Raw genomic sequence first — 14014 nt, 5'->3', positions numbered from 1 at the left:
CCGAGGGGGAGCCGTCGCGGCCGATGCACGTCCGGTACCGGTCCCCGGTCCCGGGTCCTACAGGCCTCTGACGGCCACCCTCGGCGGGCACAGCTTCCGCATGTCGTCCGCGTCGGACGTGTACAGCACGACACCGCCCGGCTGCCGCCCGGCGATCACCGCGAGGGCGGCGTCGATGGCGTACTTGTGGCCGTGCAGGCCGGTGTCCCTGAGCAGGCTGATCGCGGCGTCGGCGACTTCTCGTGTCACGGGTTCCACGACGATGCGGGACGTCACCCAGCTCCAGGCCTCACGACGGACCTGGCTGTGGTAGGCCTCGATCAAGGTCATCGAACTGGTCACCACCCGAAGCCCCTTTTTGTGGGCGGCCGCCAGCAGAGCCGTCATCCCGCGATCCCGCAGCGCCGCCCGCGACAGCCCTTCGCTGTCCAGCACCAAGCAGTCGAGTGCCATTCATCCCGCCATCGGAAGCTCGTAGTGACCGGACGCGGCAGGTCCGTCGACCTGGCGTTCGGCATCGCCCAGCTCCGCCTCCGCCGCCGCCAGTTCCTCCGGGGTGAGCGGCCCACCGCTCTCCTCCTGCATCCACGCGACCAGCTCCCCCAGCCGATCCCGCTCGTGCTGACGCTCTATGGCCTTGGTGACATACGCGCTGAACCCCCCGCTCCCGACCTCCCGCCGAATCTCCTCGGCCAGCTCCTCGGGCAGCGTGACGGTGTACTTCTTCGTCGCCATACCAGCCACCATACCGCGCGTCACGACGGGTCACGCCCCCCGCAGCTCGCCCTTCACCACCTTCCCGCTCGCGTTCCGAGGCAGTTCCCCCACGAACTCCACGACCCTCGGGACCTTGTAGTTCGCCATCTCGCGGCGGGCCCAGGCGATCAGGTCGTCGCCGGTCAGAGTCACCCCCGGCCGTCGGACGACATACGCCTTCCCGACCTCGCCGAGCCGTGCGTCCGGTACGCCGATCACCGCCACGTCGGCCACATCGGGATGCAGCCCCAGCAACTGCTCTATCTCCGCCGGGTAGGCGTTGAAGCCGCCGACGATGAACATGTCCTTGATCCGGTCGGTGATACGGAGGTTGCCCGCCTCGTCCAGGACGCCCACGTCACCGGTACGCAGCCAGCCCTCGCCGTCCAGGACCTCCGCCGTCGCCGCCGGGTCCTCGTAGTAGCCGCGCATCACATTGAAGCCGCGCACCAGCACCTCGCCCGGGGAGCCGACAGGCGCCTCCACGCGGACCTCCGTGCCCGGGATCGCCCGCCCCGACGTCGACGCGATGACCGACGGGTCGTCCCCGCGCCGGCACATCGTGACGATGCCGCTGGCCTCCGAGAGGCCGTACGCCGTCAGGACCGTGCCCACGCCCAGTTCGCCCCGCAGCCGCTCCACCAGCCGCAACGGCACCACCGCCGCCCCGGTCACCACCAGCCGCAGCGCGGAGAGGTCGTGCGCGTCGCGGGCCGGGTGGTCCAGGAGGGACTGGTGGAGGGTCGGGGGGCCGGGGAGGACCGACACCCGTTCCGCCGCGATGTTCGCCAGCGCCGTGTCCACGTTGAACACCGGCTGCGGGATCATCGTCGCGCCCCGCATCAGACAGGCGATCACGCCCGCCTTGTAGCCGAAGGTGTGGAAGAGCGGGTTGACGATCAGATAGCGGTCGCCCTGCCGCAGCCCGGCCAGGTCGCTCCAGATCTCGTAGCCGCGGAGGGTCTGCGCGTGGGTGATCACCGCACCCTTCGGGCGGCCCGTCGTTCCCGAGGTGAAGATGATGTCCGAGACCGTAGAGCCGTCCAACTCCCGTACTCGTTCGCGCACTTCCGCCTCGCCCACACCCTCCCCGCCCGCCAGGAAGTCCTTCCAGGTGCGGAAGTCGGCCGGTGCGTCGTCGGCGAGGACCACGACCTGTTCCAGCGCCGGGAGCCCGGGCAACGGACCGTCGCCCGTCCCTGCCCCCTCCCCCGCCGCCCGCCGCAGCGACGCCACGTACGACGTGCCCAGGAACGTCCCGGTCACGAACAGCAGCCGTGCCCCGCTGCCGCGCAGTACGTACGACGCCTCGGCCCCCTTGAAGCGCGTGTTCAGCGGCACCAGGACCGCGCCCGCCGACACCGCGCCCAGCGCCGAGACGATCCACTCCAGCGAGTTCGGCGCCCAGATGCCGACCCGGTCGCCGACCTCGACTCCGGCGGCGAGGCAGGCCGCCGCCGCGCGTTCCACCCGGGCGCCGAGTTCGGCGTACGAGATCCTGGTCCGGCCGTCCACCACCGCCTCGGCGTCCGCGTACCGTTCCGCGGCCGACCGGACCAGGCCCGGGATGCTGCCCCATTCCATGTCTCCGCGCATGAACGGCCTCCCTGTACCCAGTAGCTGACTGCCCGTCAGATTAGCTGTAGCCTGACGACCTGTCAGCTTTCCCGGTGTCACTCGGAGGTGCACGGAGAATGGCCGGACAGCGCATGGCCGGACTGAAGGACGCGACCGCGATCGTCGGCATCGGACAGACCTCCTTCGCCAGGCAACTCCCCGAGGACGAACGGACCTTGGCCTGTCGTGCCGTACTCGCCGCGCTCGACGACGCGGGCATCGCGCCCGGCGAGGTCGACGCCCTCGCCTCCTACACGATGGAGGAGACCGACGAGGTCGAGCTGGCGAAGGCGGTCGGCTTCGGGGATCTGACCTTCTTCAGCAAGATCGGGTACGGGGGCGGGGGTTCGTGCGCGACCGTCGCGCACCTCGCGACCGCCATCGCCGCCGGACAGGCGACGGTGGGCGTGGCCTGGCGGTCCCGGAAACGCGGCAGCGGGGCGAGACCGTGGACGAACACGACCCGCCAACTCCCCACCCCCGCCCAGTGGACCCGCCCTTTCGGACTCCTCCGGCCGGCGGATGAGATAGCCATGCTGACGCGTCGCTACATGTACGAGTACGGGGCGACCCGCGACCACCTCTTCAACGTCGCCCTCGCCTGCCGGAACCGCGCCAACCAGAACCCGGCCGCGATCATGTACGACCGCCCGCTCACCCGCGAGATGTACATGACCTCCCGCTGGATCAGCGAACCCCTCTGCCTCTTCGACAACTGCCTTGAGACGGACGGGGCGTTGGCCTGTGTGGTCGTCTCGCGCGAGCGCGCCCGCGACTGCCGGCGCACCCCCGTCTACGTCCACTCCGCCGCCCAGGGCCTCCCCGCCCAGCACCACGGCATGGTCAACTACTGGAACGACGACCCGCTCACCGGCCCCGCCTGGACCGCCGCCCGACACCTGTGGAAACACGCCGACTTCACCCCGCAGGACGTCGATGTCGCCCAGATCTACGACGCGTTCACCGCCCTCGTCCCGCTCTCCCTGGAGGGCTACGGCTTCTGCGGCAGAGGCGAAGGCGGTGCCTTCACGGAGGGCGGCGCCCTCGAAATCGGCGGGCGGCTCCCCCTCAATACCGGCGGCGGCGGGCTCTCCGAGGCGTACGTCCACGGCTTCAACCTGATCAACGAGGGCGTACGGCAGTTGCGCGGCACCAGCACCGCCCAGGTCCCGGACGCCGCCACCTGCCTGGTGACGGCGGGCGAGGGCGTCCCCACCTCCGCACTCCTACTGAGGAGTTGACCGCCATGCTCTCCCCCGTCACCGACGCCGACGGCGCCCCCTTCTGGCAGTACGCCCGCGCCGGCGAATTCCGCGTGCAGACCTGCGCCGACTGCGCCGAACCCCGCTTCCCACCCCGCCCCTGCTGCCCCCACTGCCAGTCCTTCGCGAGCGAGTGGCGGCAGGTGAGCGGGCGCGGGCGGGTGTGGTCGTACGTCTTCCCGCATCCGCCGCTGCTGCCCGACTACGCGGCCGTCGCGCCGTACAACGTGATCGTCGTCGAGCTGGTCGACGTCCCGCGGATCCGGCTGGTCGGGAATCTGGTCAGCGGGCCGGGGGCCGCCCTCAACTCCCTTGCTCCTGAGCGGGTTCGGATCGGGGCGCGGGTGCAGGTCGTGTTCGACGCGGACGGGCTTCCGCAGTGGGTTCTGGAGCGGTCATGACGCTGCGGATCGCCGCCGACAAGGACACCGGGGTCGCCGTCGTCACCCTCGACCGGCCGCACAGGCTCAACGCCGTCGACCTCGCCACGGCCGCCGAACTGGCCGCCGTATGGCGGGAGTTGCGGTTCGACGACTCCGTGCGGGCGGTCGTTCTCACCGGGGCCGGGGAGCGGGCGTTCTGCACCGGCCTCGACCGGGACGCGGTCGTGCCACAGCCCAACTCGCCCTATATGCAGGACGATCCGCTCCTCCACATCGGGCCCAAGGCCAACGACCTGTGGAAACCGGTGATCTCCGCCGTGTCCGGGATGGCCTGCGGCGGGGCCTTCTATCTGCTGGGCGAGAGCGAGTTCGTCGTCGCCGACCCGACCGCCGTGTTCTTCGACCCGCACACCACCTACGGCATGGTCAGCGCGTACGAGTCGGTGCTGATGGCGCACCGGATGCCGTACGGCGAGGTGGCGCGGATGATGCTCATGGGGACGGCGGAGAGGATCTCGGCGCAGCGTGCGTACGACATCGGGCTGGTGTCCGAACTCGCGCCGCCCGGCGGGGCGTTGGAGGCGGCCGTGGCCTGTGCGGCCGTCATCGCCGGGTATCCGGCCGAGGGTGTCCAGGGCACCGTGCGGGCGTTGTGGGCGGCGAAGGAGGCGGCGCGGGCGCAGGCCTACGCGCAGGCGCCGCCGCTGATCGCCCTCGGCAATCTCCCGGCCGAACGGCAGGCGGAGTTGTTCGCCGCCCGCGGGAACGGGTTCCGGGTGAGGTGAGGGCGGGAGTCACTCCCAGAGAGCCGTGGGATCCACCTCGCAGTGGTCGAGCACCTCGCCGGGTTTCCCACCACCGAACTTGACCTTGACGCGCGCTGTGCCGTTCGCGGGCACGGTCTTCTTCGGGTGGGCGTCCTCGATCCTCAGGTCCTGCTTGTCCATGAAGGTCACCGAGAGGTCGAAGGTGAGCTTGCGGTTGTTGGGGTTGGTGATCTCGACGACGGCGTACGGCTTCGCGTCGGTCGCGCAGCTCACCAGCGTCACCCGGCCGAGTGCCGAGTTCCCGTCCCCGGAGGCCGTGGAGGTCGGCGTGGACCGGTAGTTGGACCGACGTGGAGTGGACGTGTCGTGGTCCTGGCTCGAACTGCTGCACCCGCCGCCACTGCCGCTCCCGCTCCGGTGACGGCTGGTGCTGTGGTGCCGTCCGGTGGAGAAGCCGGTGAGGGTGAGAACCGTCAGTGCCAGTACCGCCGTGAATTTGAGCCTGCGCCCCCGCGTCTGCATCCGATCATGGTACCGACCTCAACGGGCGCCGCTCACGCGGTCCTTGCGGTGCCCGTCCCCTTCTCCGCGTCGAGGGCGTAGACGCAGCGGTCCTTGCTGCACGCGTACACGACGCCGTCCCGGACGACGGGCGCCCCGGTGATCTCGCCGCCGGTCGCGAGCTTCCAGCGGAGCCGGCCGTCGTCGGCCTTGAGGGTGTAGAGGAGGTGGTCGGTGGAGCCGAAGTGGATCCGGCCCTCGGCGACGGCGGGGGCGCCCACGATGTCGCCGCCCGCCTGGAAGCGCCATTTGGGGGTGCCGGTGACGGCGTCGAGGGTGTAGAGGCCCTTGCCGCTGCCGACGTGGACGTGTCCGGCGGCGACGAGGACCGGTTCGATGGAGGCGCGCGGTTCGGTCGCGATGCGCCAGCGGTCGCGGCCGTCGGCGGCGTCGAGGGCGTAGACCGTGCCGAGATAGTCGGCGAGGTAGATGCCGCCGCCGGTGACCGCGGGGCCGGGGGCGAAGGTCGGGGCGCAGAGGAAGACCGCGGGGGCCTCGAAGTGCCAGCGGACCCGGCCGCTCGCCACCTCGACGGACAGGACGCGGGTGCCGGCGGCGACGTAGACCTGACCGTCCGGGGCGGCGGTGACCCGTACGGGTACGCCCCCGCAGGAGGCCGCGTCGCCGATCGGGTACGACCAGCGCTCGTCGCCCGTCCGGGCGTCGAGGGCGCGCAGCCGGGCGTCCTGCCACACGTAGACCGTGCCGTCGTGCAGCGCGGGGCCCGCCTCCGGGGACTCGAAGTCGGTCTGCGCGCCGGTCAGCTGCCACAGCTGCTGCCCGGTGGCCGCCTCCCAGCCCTGCACTCCGCCGCCGCGCGTGCCGGTGACGACGGTGCCGCGCTCGGCCTTGAGGGCGTACACCCAGGCCTCGGTGGACAGCCGCCACAGGTCACCGCCCTCGCGGGCGTCCAGGGCGAAGAGGGTGGGGCCGTCCGAGGCGTGGATACGGCCGTCCGCGACCGCCATCGACCAGGCGACGTCCCTGGTCTTGAAGGAACGGCGGCCGGTCTGCACGTCGAGGGCGTGCACCTCGAAAGAGGTGACGTAGACGAGGTCACCGGCGACAGTGGGGGTGCCCCAGACGTCGTTCGACATGCGGAACCGCCAGGGGCGCCAGCCGGAGGCGGTCTCCGGGGGCAGCGGCGGCGGTACGGGTACAGCGGGTCCCACGGCGGCGTCCGTGCCGTTGACGCCGGGCCGGGGCCGGGACCAGGAGGCGACGAGGCCGGCCTCCGGAGGGGGTGCCTTCACGGCGGCGGCGCGGGCGTCGGCGACCCGGGGGCCGGGACCGATCGGCACGGGCGCCCCGGCCAGCCGTACGGGCCCGGTGTCGGGGGCGCCGACCGGGACCGGCACCACGGGGTCGTGGGAGGGCGGCGGCGGTACGGCGGCGCGCCCGCCGCCGCTACGGCCCGCGGTGGGCGTCGGTTTCACGGGCGGGCGTCCGCCGCGCCGGGTCTCGATCAGGGTCACCGCGCGCTCGGGCAGCCAGGCGGAGGCCGTACCGCTGTCGTCGGAACCGGAGCCGAAGAGGTGGGGGGCGAGCTGGGCCTGGAGGTCGGCCGGGTTCGGCCGGCCGGTGGCCTCCATCTGCATGCAGGACTCGATGAGGGGGCGCAGTTCGTCCGGGAGACCGGCGAGGTCGGGGCCCTCGCGCAGCAGCATGAAGACGGTCTCGACCGGGTTGGCGCCGTGGAACGGGGGGTGTCCGGTGGCGGCGAACACGAGCATCGAGCCGAGCGAGAACACGTCGCTCGCGCCGGTGACGCTGCGGGAGTCCTTGGCCTGCTCGGGAGACATGTAGGCCGGGGTACCCACGGCCACATTCGTCATTGTCAAACGCGTGTTCGACACGCCGGAGGCGATACCGAAGTCGATGACCCGCGGCCCGTCCTCGACGACGAGGACGTTGGAGGGTTTCAGGTCACGGTGCACGAGCCCGGCGCCATGAATGGACTGCAATGCCTCCGCGACCCCCGCCGCGAGCCAGCGCACCGCCTGGGCCGGCATCGGCCCGCACTCGTTCACTATCTCTTCGAGGGAGGGCGCGGGAACGTACGCGGTGGCCAGCCACGGCACGGCCGCCCGCGGATCGGCGTCGACCACCGCGGCCGTGTAGAACCCGGAGACGGCCCGCGCGGCTTCCACCTCGCGCGTGAAACGGACCCGGAAGAGCTGGTCCTCGGCGAGTTCCGTCCGCACGGTCTTGATCGCCACCCGCCGGCCGGACGCCGAGCGCGCGAGATAGACCAGCCCCATGCCGCCCGCGCCCAGCCGTCCGAGCACCTCGAACGGCCCGATCCGCCGCGGATCGTGCTGCGTCAGCTGATCCACCACTTGCCTGCCACCTCCCCGTACGGGCCACGCCACCCACATATGTACGCGACCCCGTGCAGCGTCTCACCACCGCACCGCCATGGCGGCACGCACCCTGATTCTTCCTGGCCGGGCCACAGGTTGCGAACCCGGCGACTAATCGGGGTGTCTCGGCATATCTCCGGACAAACGTCCAGGTGTCAACGTTGCTGCAACGCGAACGACGCCCCTTGATTGTCAGTGACGACGGCCACATTTCCGTACGACGTCTCGAAGGGCGGGACCTGAACCCGCCCCCCGAGCCGCCGCACGGCCCCCAGAACGGCGGTGATGTCCTCGACCCGGAAGTGAACGAGGAAATGCGGCGGCATCTCCACCGGGAACACGTCGGACACGGGCGCCCGCCCGAAGTCGGGAGCGGCCTCCGGCCCGAAGAGGGCGTCTGTGAAAAGTCCGCCGTAGAAAGTGTTCGCGCTCTCCGTGTCGCGGGCGTACAGCTCGGCCCAGCCGAAGGTGCCCGCCTTGTGCCGGAGCCCGAAACCCGGGTGCCGGGCCGCTTGCCACAACCCGAACACGGCCCCCTCCGGATCGGCGACGAGGGCGGCCGTACCCAGCTCCCCCACCGGCAGCGGAGCCATCACGACCTGCCCGCCGGCGTCCCGGATCCGCCCGGTCAGCCGCACCACGTCGGGCGTCGCGAAGTACACCGTCCACACGGTCGGCATCCGCCCGTCCGCCTTGTGGGCGAGCGCCGCGACCGGCTCACCGTCCTTGCGGGCCCACACGGAACCGCCGTACGCCTCCTCGAAGGTCCACCCGAAGAGCTCACCGTAGAACCGCCTGCCCGCAGCCAGGTCCGGCAGCTGCGCGTCCACCCAGCAGGGGACGCCCTCTCCGTACGCGGATGCCCTGTTTTCGGCCATACCGTCAAAGTAGCGGCGACGCACGCACCCCGCAGACCAGGCACACCACCCTCTGGACCCTCGTGCACCCCATTTGCAGTCGGCCGAATCGCGCTCCGATCACCCCTCGGTAAGCTGACGGCATGACAGGACAAGTGCGTACCGTCGACGGCCGCGTGGCCGGCCGGCGTGGGCAGGCGACCCGGCAGAAGCTGCTCGACTGCCTAAGCGAGATGCTCAGCTCCTCCCCCTACCGGGACGTCAAAGTCATCGATGTCGCCCGGAAGGCGGGGACTTCACCCGCGACCTTCTACCAGTACTTCCCGGACGTCGAAGGCGCCGTCCTGGAAATCGCCGAGCAAATGGCTACGGAGGGCGGGCAGTTGACCGAACTGCTCGCCGGCCGGTCATGGGTCGGCAAGGCCGGCTGGCAGACCTCCCAGGAACTCGTGGACGGATTCCTGGAGTTCTGGCGCAGGAACGACGCGATCCTGCGGGTCGTCGACCTCGGAGCGGCCGAGGGCGACAAACGCTTCTACAAGATCCGCATGAAGATCCTCAACTCCGTGAACAACTCCCTCTCGGACGCGGTCGCCGAGTTGCAGGCCAAGGGCAAGGTCGACAAGGACGTGAACCCGGCGGCGGTCGCCGGTTCACTGGTCGCGATGCTCGCGGCGGTCGCCTCGCACCAGAAGGGTTTCCAGACGTGGGGCGTCAAGCAGGCTGAACTCAAGCCGAACCTGGCGCTGTTGGTCCACCTGGGCGTGACCGGCAAGAAGCCGACGAAGTAGCGGTTCCTGCTTCCCAGGTTCTGACTTCTCAGGTCCCAAGTCCTGTCTCGCGGGCGGCGGTTCACCCAGGTGGACCGTCGCCCGCCCTGCGTGTGATCCGGAACAGCCGGATCTCCCGCTCCACCCGCGCCTGATACGTGGCATACGGCGGCCAGAACACCAGCGCCGCCTTCCACACCTCGGCCCGCTCCTCCCCCGCCAACAGCCGCGCGGTGACCGGGATTTCCGCACCCTTCCAGCTGATCTCGGCGTCGGGATGGACGATCAGGTTGTGGGTCCAGGCGGGATGGCCCGTACGCCCGAAGTTGGACCCGATCAGAATCCACCCGTCCTCAACCGGCATACAGGCCAGCGGAGTACTCCGCCGCTGACCGCTCCGCGCACCCCGCGCCGTCAGAACCACCCCCGGCAGCATCTGCGCGCTGAGCAGCACCTTCCCGCGCGTCAGCCGGTGCACCGCCCGGTCGAGGGCGGGCACGACATGCGGGGCGACGCGCGCGAACACGGGCGTCGAGGACACCTTCTGCACCAGCCGCACACCGATCACACCGTCACCTCACGGCTCTCGAAGAGACGCGCACCCTCGGCGGCGTACGCCCGCAGCCGGTGCACCGGCCCGAAGAGCAGCTCGTCACCGGCGGCACGCTTGAAATAGAGATGGGCCTCGTGCTCCCAGGTGAACCCGATCCCCCCGTGCAGCTGAATCCCTTCGGCGGCGGCCCCGCGCAGGGCCTCCAGCGCCTGGGCGAGGGCGAGCCCGCCCACCCGCTCCCCGTGGGAGGTCCCCCAAGCCGCGTAGTAGGCAGCCGACTTGGCCGCCTGCACCTGCACATACACATCGGCCAGCCGGTGCTTCACCGCCTGGAACGACCCGATCGCGCGCCCGAACTGCTCCCGCTGCTTGACGTGTTGAACGGTCCGCTCCAACGCCCGGTCGGCGGCCCCGACGGCCTCGGCGGCAAGCACGGTGGCGACAGCGTCACCGAGTGCGGAAAGCTCCCGCAGCAACCGCGGCCCGTCATCGGCCCCCAGCAACTCCCCTTCCACATCCCGCAGTTCGATCCGCGCCTGCGGCCTGGTCGCGTCAAGCGCGGTCTGCCGGGTCCGTACGAGCCCGACGGCATCCCCCTGGACGAGAAACAACAGGGTCCGCGACCGCGCGAACCCCCCGGCATGAGCGGCGACAAGCAACAACCGGGCACTGTGCCCATCAAGAACCTGAGCGACCTGCCCGTACAACCGCCAGCCACCGTCCCCCTGTTGCCTGGCCTGCACCCCGCCCGCACGCCCGCCGCCGGCCCACTCGCCGCCGTTGGGGCCGGTGAGGGCGAGCGCGGTGGTGAGGGCGGGGCCGGGTACGGCGAGAGCGGCGGTCAGAGCGCCGGCGGCAATGCGGGGCAGCAGCGTCGCGCGCTGGCTCTCGCTCCCGAGGGCGAGCACGAGAGGAGCGGCGAGCACGGCGGTGGCGAGCAGCGGGGAAGGCGCGAGGAAACGCCCCGTCTCCTCGCAGGCCAGGGCGAGTTCGGTGGTCGTACAGCCGACACCGTCGTACGACTCCGGAAGCGCGAGCCCCGGCAGCCCGAGCCCGTCGGCGAGGGCGGCCCACAAGGCGGGATCGTGCCCGGCCGGACTGTCGACGGCGGACCGGAGCCGGTCCAACCCACAACGCTTGGTGAGGAGTTCGCGGAGGGTACGGCGGATCTCGTCCTGCTCGGCGGTGAAGCTGGCGTCCATGACACTTCCCTCCAGATCTGACGGTCCGTCATATTAGGAGTCCGGGCACGATATGCACAGAGGGAGGAGGCCCCTCATGACAGCGGGAAGCCGCAACGTCGCCGTGGTGGGCGTGGCACTGTCCGACGGCGGACGGATCGACGACACGACCCCCTACGCCCTGCACGCCCAGGCGGCCCGCCGCGCACTGGCCGACGCGGGCCTGGAACGGGCCGTGGTCGACGGCTTCGCATCCGCGGGCCTGGGCACCCTGCCGCCGGTGGAAGTGGCCGAATACCTGGGCCTGCGCCCCACGTGGGTCGACTCCACCGCGGTCGGCGGCTCCACCTGGGAGGTCATGGCGGCGCACGCGGCGGACGCGATAGCGGCCGGCCACGCGAACGCCGTGCTGCTGGTCTACGGCTCGACGGCCCGCGCCGACATCAAAGCGGGCCGCAGAACCGGCAACCTCTCCTTCGGCGCACGGGGCCCGCTCCAGTTCGAGGTCCCCTACGGCCACACACTGATCGCCAAGTACGCGATGGCCGCGCGCCGCCACATGCTCGAATACGGCACGACCATCGAGCAGTTGGCGGAAGTGGCGGTACAGGCCCGGGCCAACGCCGCGCTGAACCCCGAGGCGATGTTCCGCGCCCCGATCACCGTGGACGACGTCCTCTCCGGCCCGATGATCGCGGACCCCTTCACCAAACTGCACTGCTGCATACGGTCCGACGGCGGAGCGGCGATACTGCTGGCGGCGGAAGAATACGTACGAGACTGCCGCACGGCACCGGTCTGGGTACTCGGCACCGGAGAACACGTCTCGCACGCTGCGATGTCCGAATGGTCCGACTTCACAGTGTCCCCGGCGGCGGTCAGCGGCCGACTGGCCTTCGAACGAGCCGGCGTCCGCCCCGAGGAGATCGACTTCGCGGAGATCTACGACGCGTTCACCTACATGACGCTGGTGACGCTGGAGGATCTGGGCTTCTGCGCGAAGGGTGAAGGGGGCGCCTTCGTGGAGAAGGGGCGCTTGCTGGTGTCCGGCGGCGAACTCCCCGTGAACACGGACGGCGGCGGTCTCTCGGCCCAACATCCTGGTATGCGAGGGCTGTTCTTGCTGGTGGAGGCGGTCAGGCAGCTACGGGGGGAGGCAGGCGCTCGTCAAGTCAGGCTCGGAGGAGGGGAGTTACCGCGTCTGGGGGTTGCTTCCGGGACTGGGGGGTGGTTCTGCTCTTCTGGGACTGTGGTGTTGGGGCGGGGGTGAGGGGGTGTTGGTCGTGGGGTTGCTTGTTCAGTGACCGTTGGGCCACTCGCTTCTTATCAGTGTCGGGCTGGAACGGACCAAGTAAAGGGCGCTTCGCTTCGCTACGCGTCGCCTGCGGCGATGACCCTTCGGGTCACCCTTGACTAGGTCCGCCCCAACCCGGTTGAGAAGCGAGCGAGCAGCCCGGAGGAATGGGGGGCCCAGGTACGTCAGCCCTTCACGTGGGCTGCGTACCCACCCAGCGGAGAGGGACGCGTCCGCGCCTCGCCAGCACGCCGCGTCGGCTCAGCGGCCAACCCTGAGTGGACAGACCCGAAGAAGGGCAGGGGCGTGGGGGCTAGCTTCACGCACGAGAACCGGCTCGGCTTCCGCGCGGGTCCTGGCCCCGCCTGAGAGGAAACCGGCTTGGCCGGTGGGTAGGTCGGTGCGTGGGTGGGTGGGTGGCACCAGGACCCGCTGGAATCGACCCCATAAACGGTGGCGGGGCTAGCGCCCGTCCGTAGATGGGCCGCCCGGTGGACCGTAGAGGCCGATGGGCTGGTGGGGTCGGGAGTCGGTTCCGAAACCAGAGAAGCCTCCCGGCCTGGGGGGGGTGGGGGTGGGTCTGAAAAAGTGTGTCAGTTTCCGTCCGAAGTGACACACCTTTTCAGACCCCCTCCCCCACCCCCAGCCTCCCGGGCTCCCGGGCTCCCGGGAGGCTCTCCCCCCACCGGGGGTTGGCCGCTAAGCCGGCCCGGCGTGCTGGCGAGACGCGGACGCGCCCCTTAACACCGGCCCGCAACGCAGCCGACGTAAGGGACCGACATACCCAGGCCCCCCATTCCTCCGGGCCGCTCGCTCGCTTCTCAACCGGGCTGGAACGGACCTAGTCAAGGGTGGAGCGCAGCGGAATCGCCGTAGGCGACGCGTAGCGAAGCGAAGCGCCCTTTACTCGGTCCGTTCCAGCCCGACACTGACAAGAAGCGAGTGGCCCAACGGCAACCTCACGACTCAGGGCCACAGCAACGCCTTCGCCCAGTTCCGCTCCTCACGGACGTAACTCAGGCGAACATGCCGTCGTAGTGAATCTCCTTGGAAGAACTCGGCCTCGTCAGGGGAGACGCGGTACAGGGTCCAGGACGGGACCGGTGCGTCCGGCTCGTGTTGGGCCAGTTCCCAGGCTGCTTCGGAGGTATGTGTCAGCTCCTCCAGGGACGGGAGGACTTCGCTTTGGTGGCCGGTCAGGGCCGCTGCCAGGGCACCCGTCGAGCGGGCGTGCAGGTCGGACTGGGATTCGTCGGGGGATGCGGGGAGGACCGGGCCGCGCAGGCGGATCTGGCGGCCCAGGCGGGGCCAGTAGAAGGAGAGGGCCGCGTACGCGAAGTGCTGCAACTGGTGGCCCTTGCGGCTGGTCGCGTGGGTCGCGAAGGACCAGCCCTCCGTGTCGGCGCCGTGCAGCATCACCACGCGTACGTCGGGAAGGCCCTCGTCGTCCCTCGTCGCCAGGGACATCACGTGGGGCTCGGTCTCCCCCGCCGTAACCGCCTCCGCGAACCACGTGGTGAAGAGGGCGAGGGGGGTGTCCGGTGCCGTCGTCGGGTCGAACGTCCGTAGTTCTGTCGTTTCGGGGGCCCATACCCGTAGTGACTTCAGCAGTTCGTGGAGGTCCGGTCCCGGTCCCGTTTCCGTTGCCAT

At 70.6% G+C, this 14014-nt stretch carries 14 protein-coding genes; 5 read left to right on the top strand and 9 right to left on the bottom strand.

The genetic code is table 11. The features are described from left to right. Window positions 1-57 precede the first annotated feature (57 nt). The 3 genes from ACWIHT_RS42495 to ACWIHT_RS42485 are packed head-to-tail and all read right to left on the bottom strand — an operon-like array spanning window position 58 to window position 2352. Complete coding sequence (locus tag ACWIHT_RS42495) at window positions 58-453, bottom strand: hypothetical protein (protein ID WP_456173979.1); 396 nt, start codon at window positions 451-453, stop codon at window positions 58-60. Next, complete coding sequence (locus ACWIHT_RS42490; protein ID WP_456173978.1) at window positions 454-735, bottom strand: ribbon-helix-helix domain-containing protein; 282 nt, start codon at window positions 733-735, stop codon at window positions 454-456. It abuts the gene before it with no gap. 30 nt (window positions 736-765) lie between these two features. Continuing rightward, a complete protein-coding gene (locus tag ACWIHT_RS42485) occupies window positions 766-2352 on the bottom strand; it encodes a FadD3 family acyl-CoA ligase (protein ID WP_456173977.1) in 1587 nt (528 codons plus the stop codon). A 113-nt stretch (window positions 2353-2465) separates the two neighbouring features. Between ACWIHT_RS42485 and ACWIHT_RS42480 the strand changes: the two genes are divergently transcribed. From ACWIHT_RS42480 to ACWIHT_RS42470, 3 genes are read left to right on the top strand one after another with little or no spacing between them, the layout of a single operon-like run. Then, window positions 2466-3614 carry a lipid-transfer protein gene (locus ACWIHT_RS42480; RefSeq protein WP_456173998.1) on the top strand — a complete coding sequence of 383 codons (1149 nt, stop codon included), beginning with the start codon at window positions 2466-2468 and terminating at the stop codon, window positions 3612-3614. A gap of 5 nt (window positions 3615-3619) precedes the next feature. Next, the gene (locus tag ACWIHT_RS42475; RefSeq protein WP_456173976.1) at window positions 3620-4036 is read left to right on the top strand and encodes a Zn-ribbon domain-containing OB-fold protein; all 417 of its coding nucleotides are present in this window, start codon (window positions 3620-3622) and stop codon (window positions 4034-4036) included. Further along, complete coding sequence (locus tag ACWIHT_RS42470; RefSeq protein WP_456173975.1) at window positions 4033-4803, top strand: enoyl-CoA hydratase/isomerase family protein; 771 nt, start codon at window positions 4033-4035, stop codon at window positions 4801-4803. The genes ACWIHT_RS42475 and ACWIHT_RS42470 overlap by 4 nt, the downstream gene beginning before the upstream one ends. Window positions 4804-4812: 9 nt before the next feature. Here ACWIHT_RS42470 and ACWIHT_RS42465 read toward each other — a convergent pair whose 3' ends face one another. The 3 genes from ACWIHT_RS42465 to ACWIHT_RS42455 all read right to left on the bottom strand — a co-directional run bounded on the left by ACWIHT_RS42465 (window position 4813) and on the right by ACWIHT_RS42455 (window position 8587). Beyond that, window positions 4813-5307 carry a hypothetical protein gene (locus tag ACWIHT_RS42465; RefSeq protein WP_456173974.1) on the bottom strand — a complete coding sequence of 165 codons (495 nt, stop codon included), beginning with the start codon at window positions 5305-5307 and terminating at the stop codon, window positions 4813-4815. A 32-nt stretch (window positions 5308-5339) separates the two neighbouring features. After that, entirely contained in the window at window positions 5340-7685 is a 2346-nt protein-coding gene (locus ACWIHT_RS42460) for an outer membrane protein assembly factor BamB family protein (RefSeq protein ID WP_456173973.1), read from the bottom strand. 179 nt (window positions 7686-7864) lie between these two features. After that, window positions 7865-8587, bottom strand: a complete 723-nt coding sequence (locus ACWIHT_RS42455; RefSeq protein WP_456173972.1) for a VOC family protein — start codon at window positions 8585-8587, stop codon at window positions 7865-7867. A 134-nt stretch (window positions 8588-8721) separates the two neighbouring features. Between ACWIHT_RS42455 and ACWIHT_RS42450 the strand changes: the two genes are divergently transcribed. After that, window positions 8722-9357 carry a TetR family transcriptional regulator gene (locus ACWIHT_RS42450; protein WP_456173997.1) on the top strand — a complete coding sequence of 212 codons (636 nt, stop codon included), beginning with the start codon at window positions 8722-8724 and terminating at the stop codon, window positions 9355-9357. 61 nt (window positions 9358-9418) lie between these two features. Here ACWIHT_RS42450 and ACWIHT_RS42445 read toward each other — a convergent pair whose 3' ends face one another. Both ACWIHT_RS42445 and ACWIHT_RS42440 read right to left on the bottom strand, forming a co-directional pair. Further along, entirely contained in the window at window positions 9419-9904 is a 486-nt protein-coding gene (locus ACWIHT_RS42445; RefSeq protein ID WP_456173971.1) for a nitroreductase/quinone reductase family protein, read from the bottom strand. Beyond that, the gene (locus ACWIHT_RS42440; protein ID WP_456173970.1) at window positions 9901-11091 is read right to left on the bottom strand and encodes an acyl-CoA dehydrogenase family protein; all 1191 of its coding nucleotides are present in this window, start codon (window positions 11089-11091) and stop codon (window positions 9901-9903) included. Before ACWIHT_RS42440 ends, ACWIHT_RS42445 begins: the two co-directional genes overlap by 4 nt. 76 nt (window positions 11092-11167) lie before the next feature. Between ACWIHT_RS42440 and ACWIHT_RS42435 the strand changes: the two genes are divergently transcribed. Beyond that, window positions 11168-12340: a thiolase C-terminal domain-containing protein gene (locus ACWIHT_RS42435; RefSeq protein WP_456173969.1), complete on the top strand. Its 1173-nt coding sequence runs from the start codon at window positions 11168-11170 to the stop codon at window positions 12338-12340. A 990-nt stretch (window positions 12341-13330) separates the two neighbouring features. On the opposite strand, the gene ACWIHT_RS42430 is transcribed toward ACWIHT_RS42435, so the two are convergent. Continuing rightward, the gene (locus ACWIHT_RS42430; RefSeq protein WP_456173968.1) at window positions 13331-14014 is read right to left on the bottom strand and encodes a pyridoxine/pyridoxamine 5'-phosphate oxidase; all 684 of its coding nucleotides are present in this window, start codon (window positions 14012-14014) and stop codon (window positions 13331-13333) included.

It is taken from the genome of Streptomyces sp. NPDC002276, from assembly GCF_053891435.1.
Note: the sequence above shows the minus strand (reverse complement) of the source record. Positions and strands in the feature narration are given on the sequence as shown.

Bases quoted from the DNA above. Each gene is read 5' to 3' on its own strand.
- ACWIHT_RS42435 (WP_456173969.1), top strand. From the start codon at position 11,168: ATGACAGCGGGAAGCCGCAACGTCGCCGTGGTGGGCGTGGCACTGTCC.
- ACWIHT_RS42455 (WP_456173972.1), bottom strand. From the start codon at position 8,587: ATGGCCGAAAACAGGGCATCCGCGTACGGAGAGGGCGTCCCCTGCTGG.
- ACWIHT_RS42475 (WP_456173976.1), top strand. From the start codon at position 3,620: ATGCTCTCCCCCGTCACCGACGCCGACGGCGCCCCCTTCTGGCAGTAC.
- ACWIHT_RS42440 (WP_456173970.1), bottom strand. From the start codon at position 11,091: ATGGACGCCAGCTTCACCGCCGAGCAGGACGAGATCCGCCGTACCCTC.
- ACWIHT_RS42430 (WP_456173968.1), bottom strand. From the start codon at position 14,014: ATGGCAACGGAAACGGGACCGGGACCGGACCTCCACGAACTGCTGAAG.
- ACWIHT_RS42480 (WP_456173998.1), top strand. From the start codon at position 2,466: ATGGCCGGACTGAAGGACGCGACCGCGATCGTCGGCATCGGACAGACC.
- ACWIHT_RS42495 (WP_456173979.1), bottom strand. From the start codon at position 453: ATGGCACTCGACTGCTTGGTGCTGGACAGCGAAGGGCTGTCGCGGGCG.
- ACWIHT_RS42465 (WP_456173974.1), bottom strand. From the start codon at position 5,307: ATGCAGACGCGGGGGCGCAGGCTCAAATTCACGGCGGTACTGGCACTG.
- ACWIHT_RS42470 (WP_456173975.1), top strand. From the start codon at position 4,033: ATGACGCTGCGGATCGCCGCCGACAAGGACACCGGGGTCGCCGTCGTC.
- ACWIHT_RS42490 (WP_456173978.1), bottom strand. From the start codon at position 735: ATGGCGACGAAGAAGTACACCGTCACGCTGCCCGAGGAGCTGGCCGAG.
- ACWIHT_RS42485 (WP_456173977.1), bottom strand. From the start codon at position 2,352: ATGCGCGGAGACATGGAATGGGGCAGCATCCCGGGCCTGGTCCGGTCG.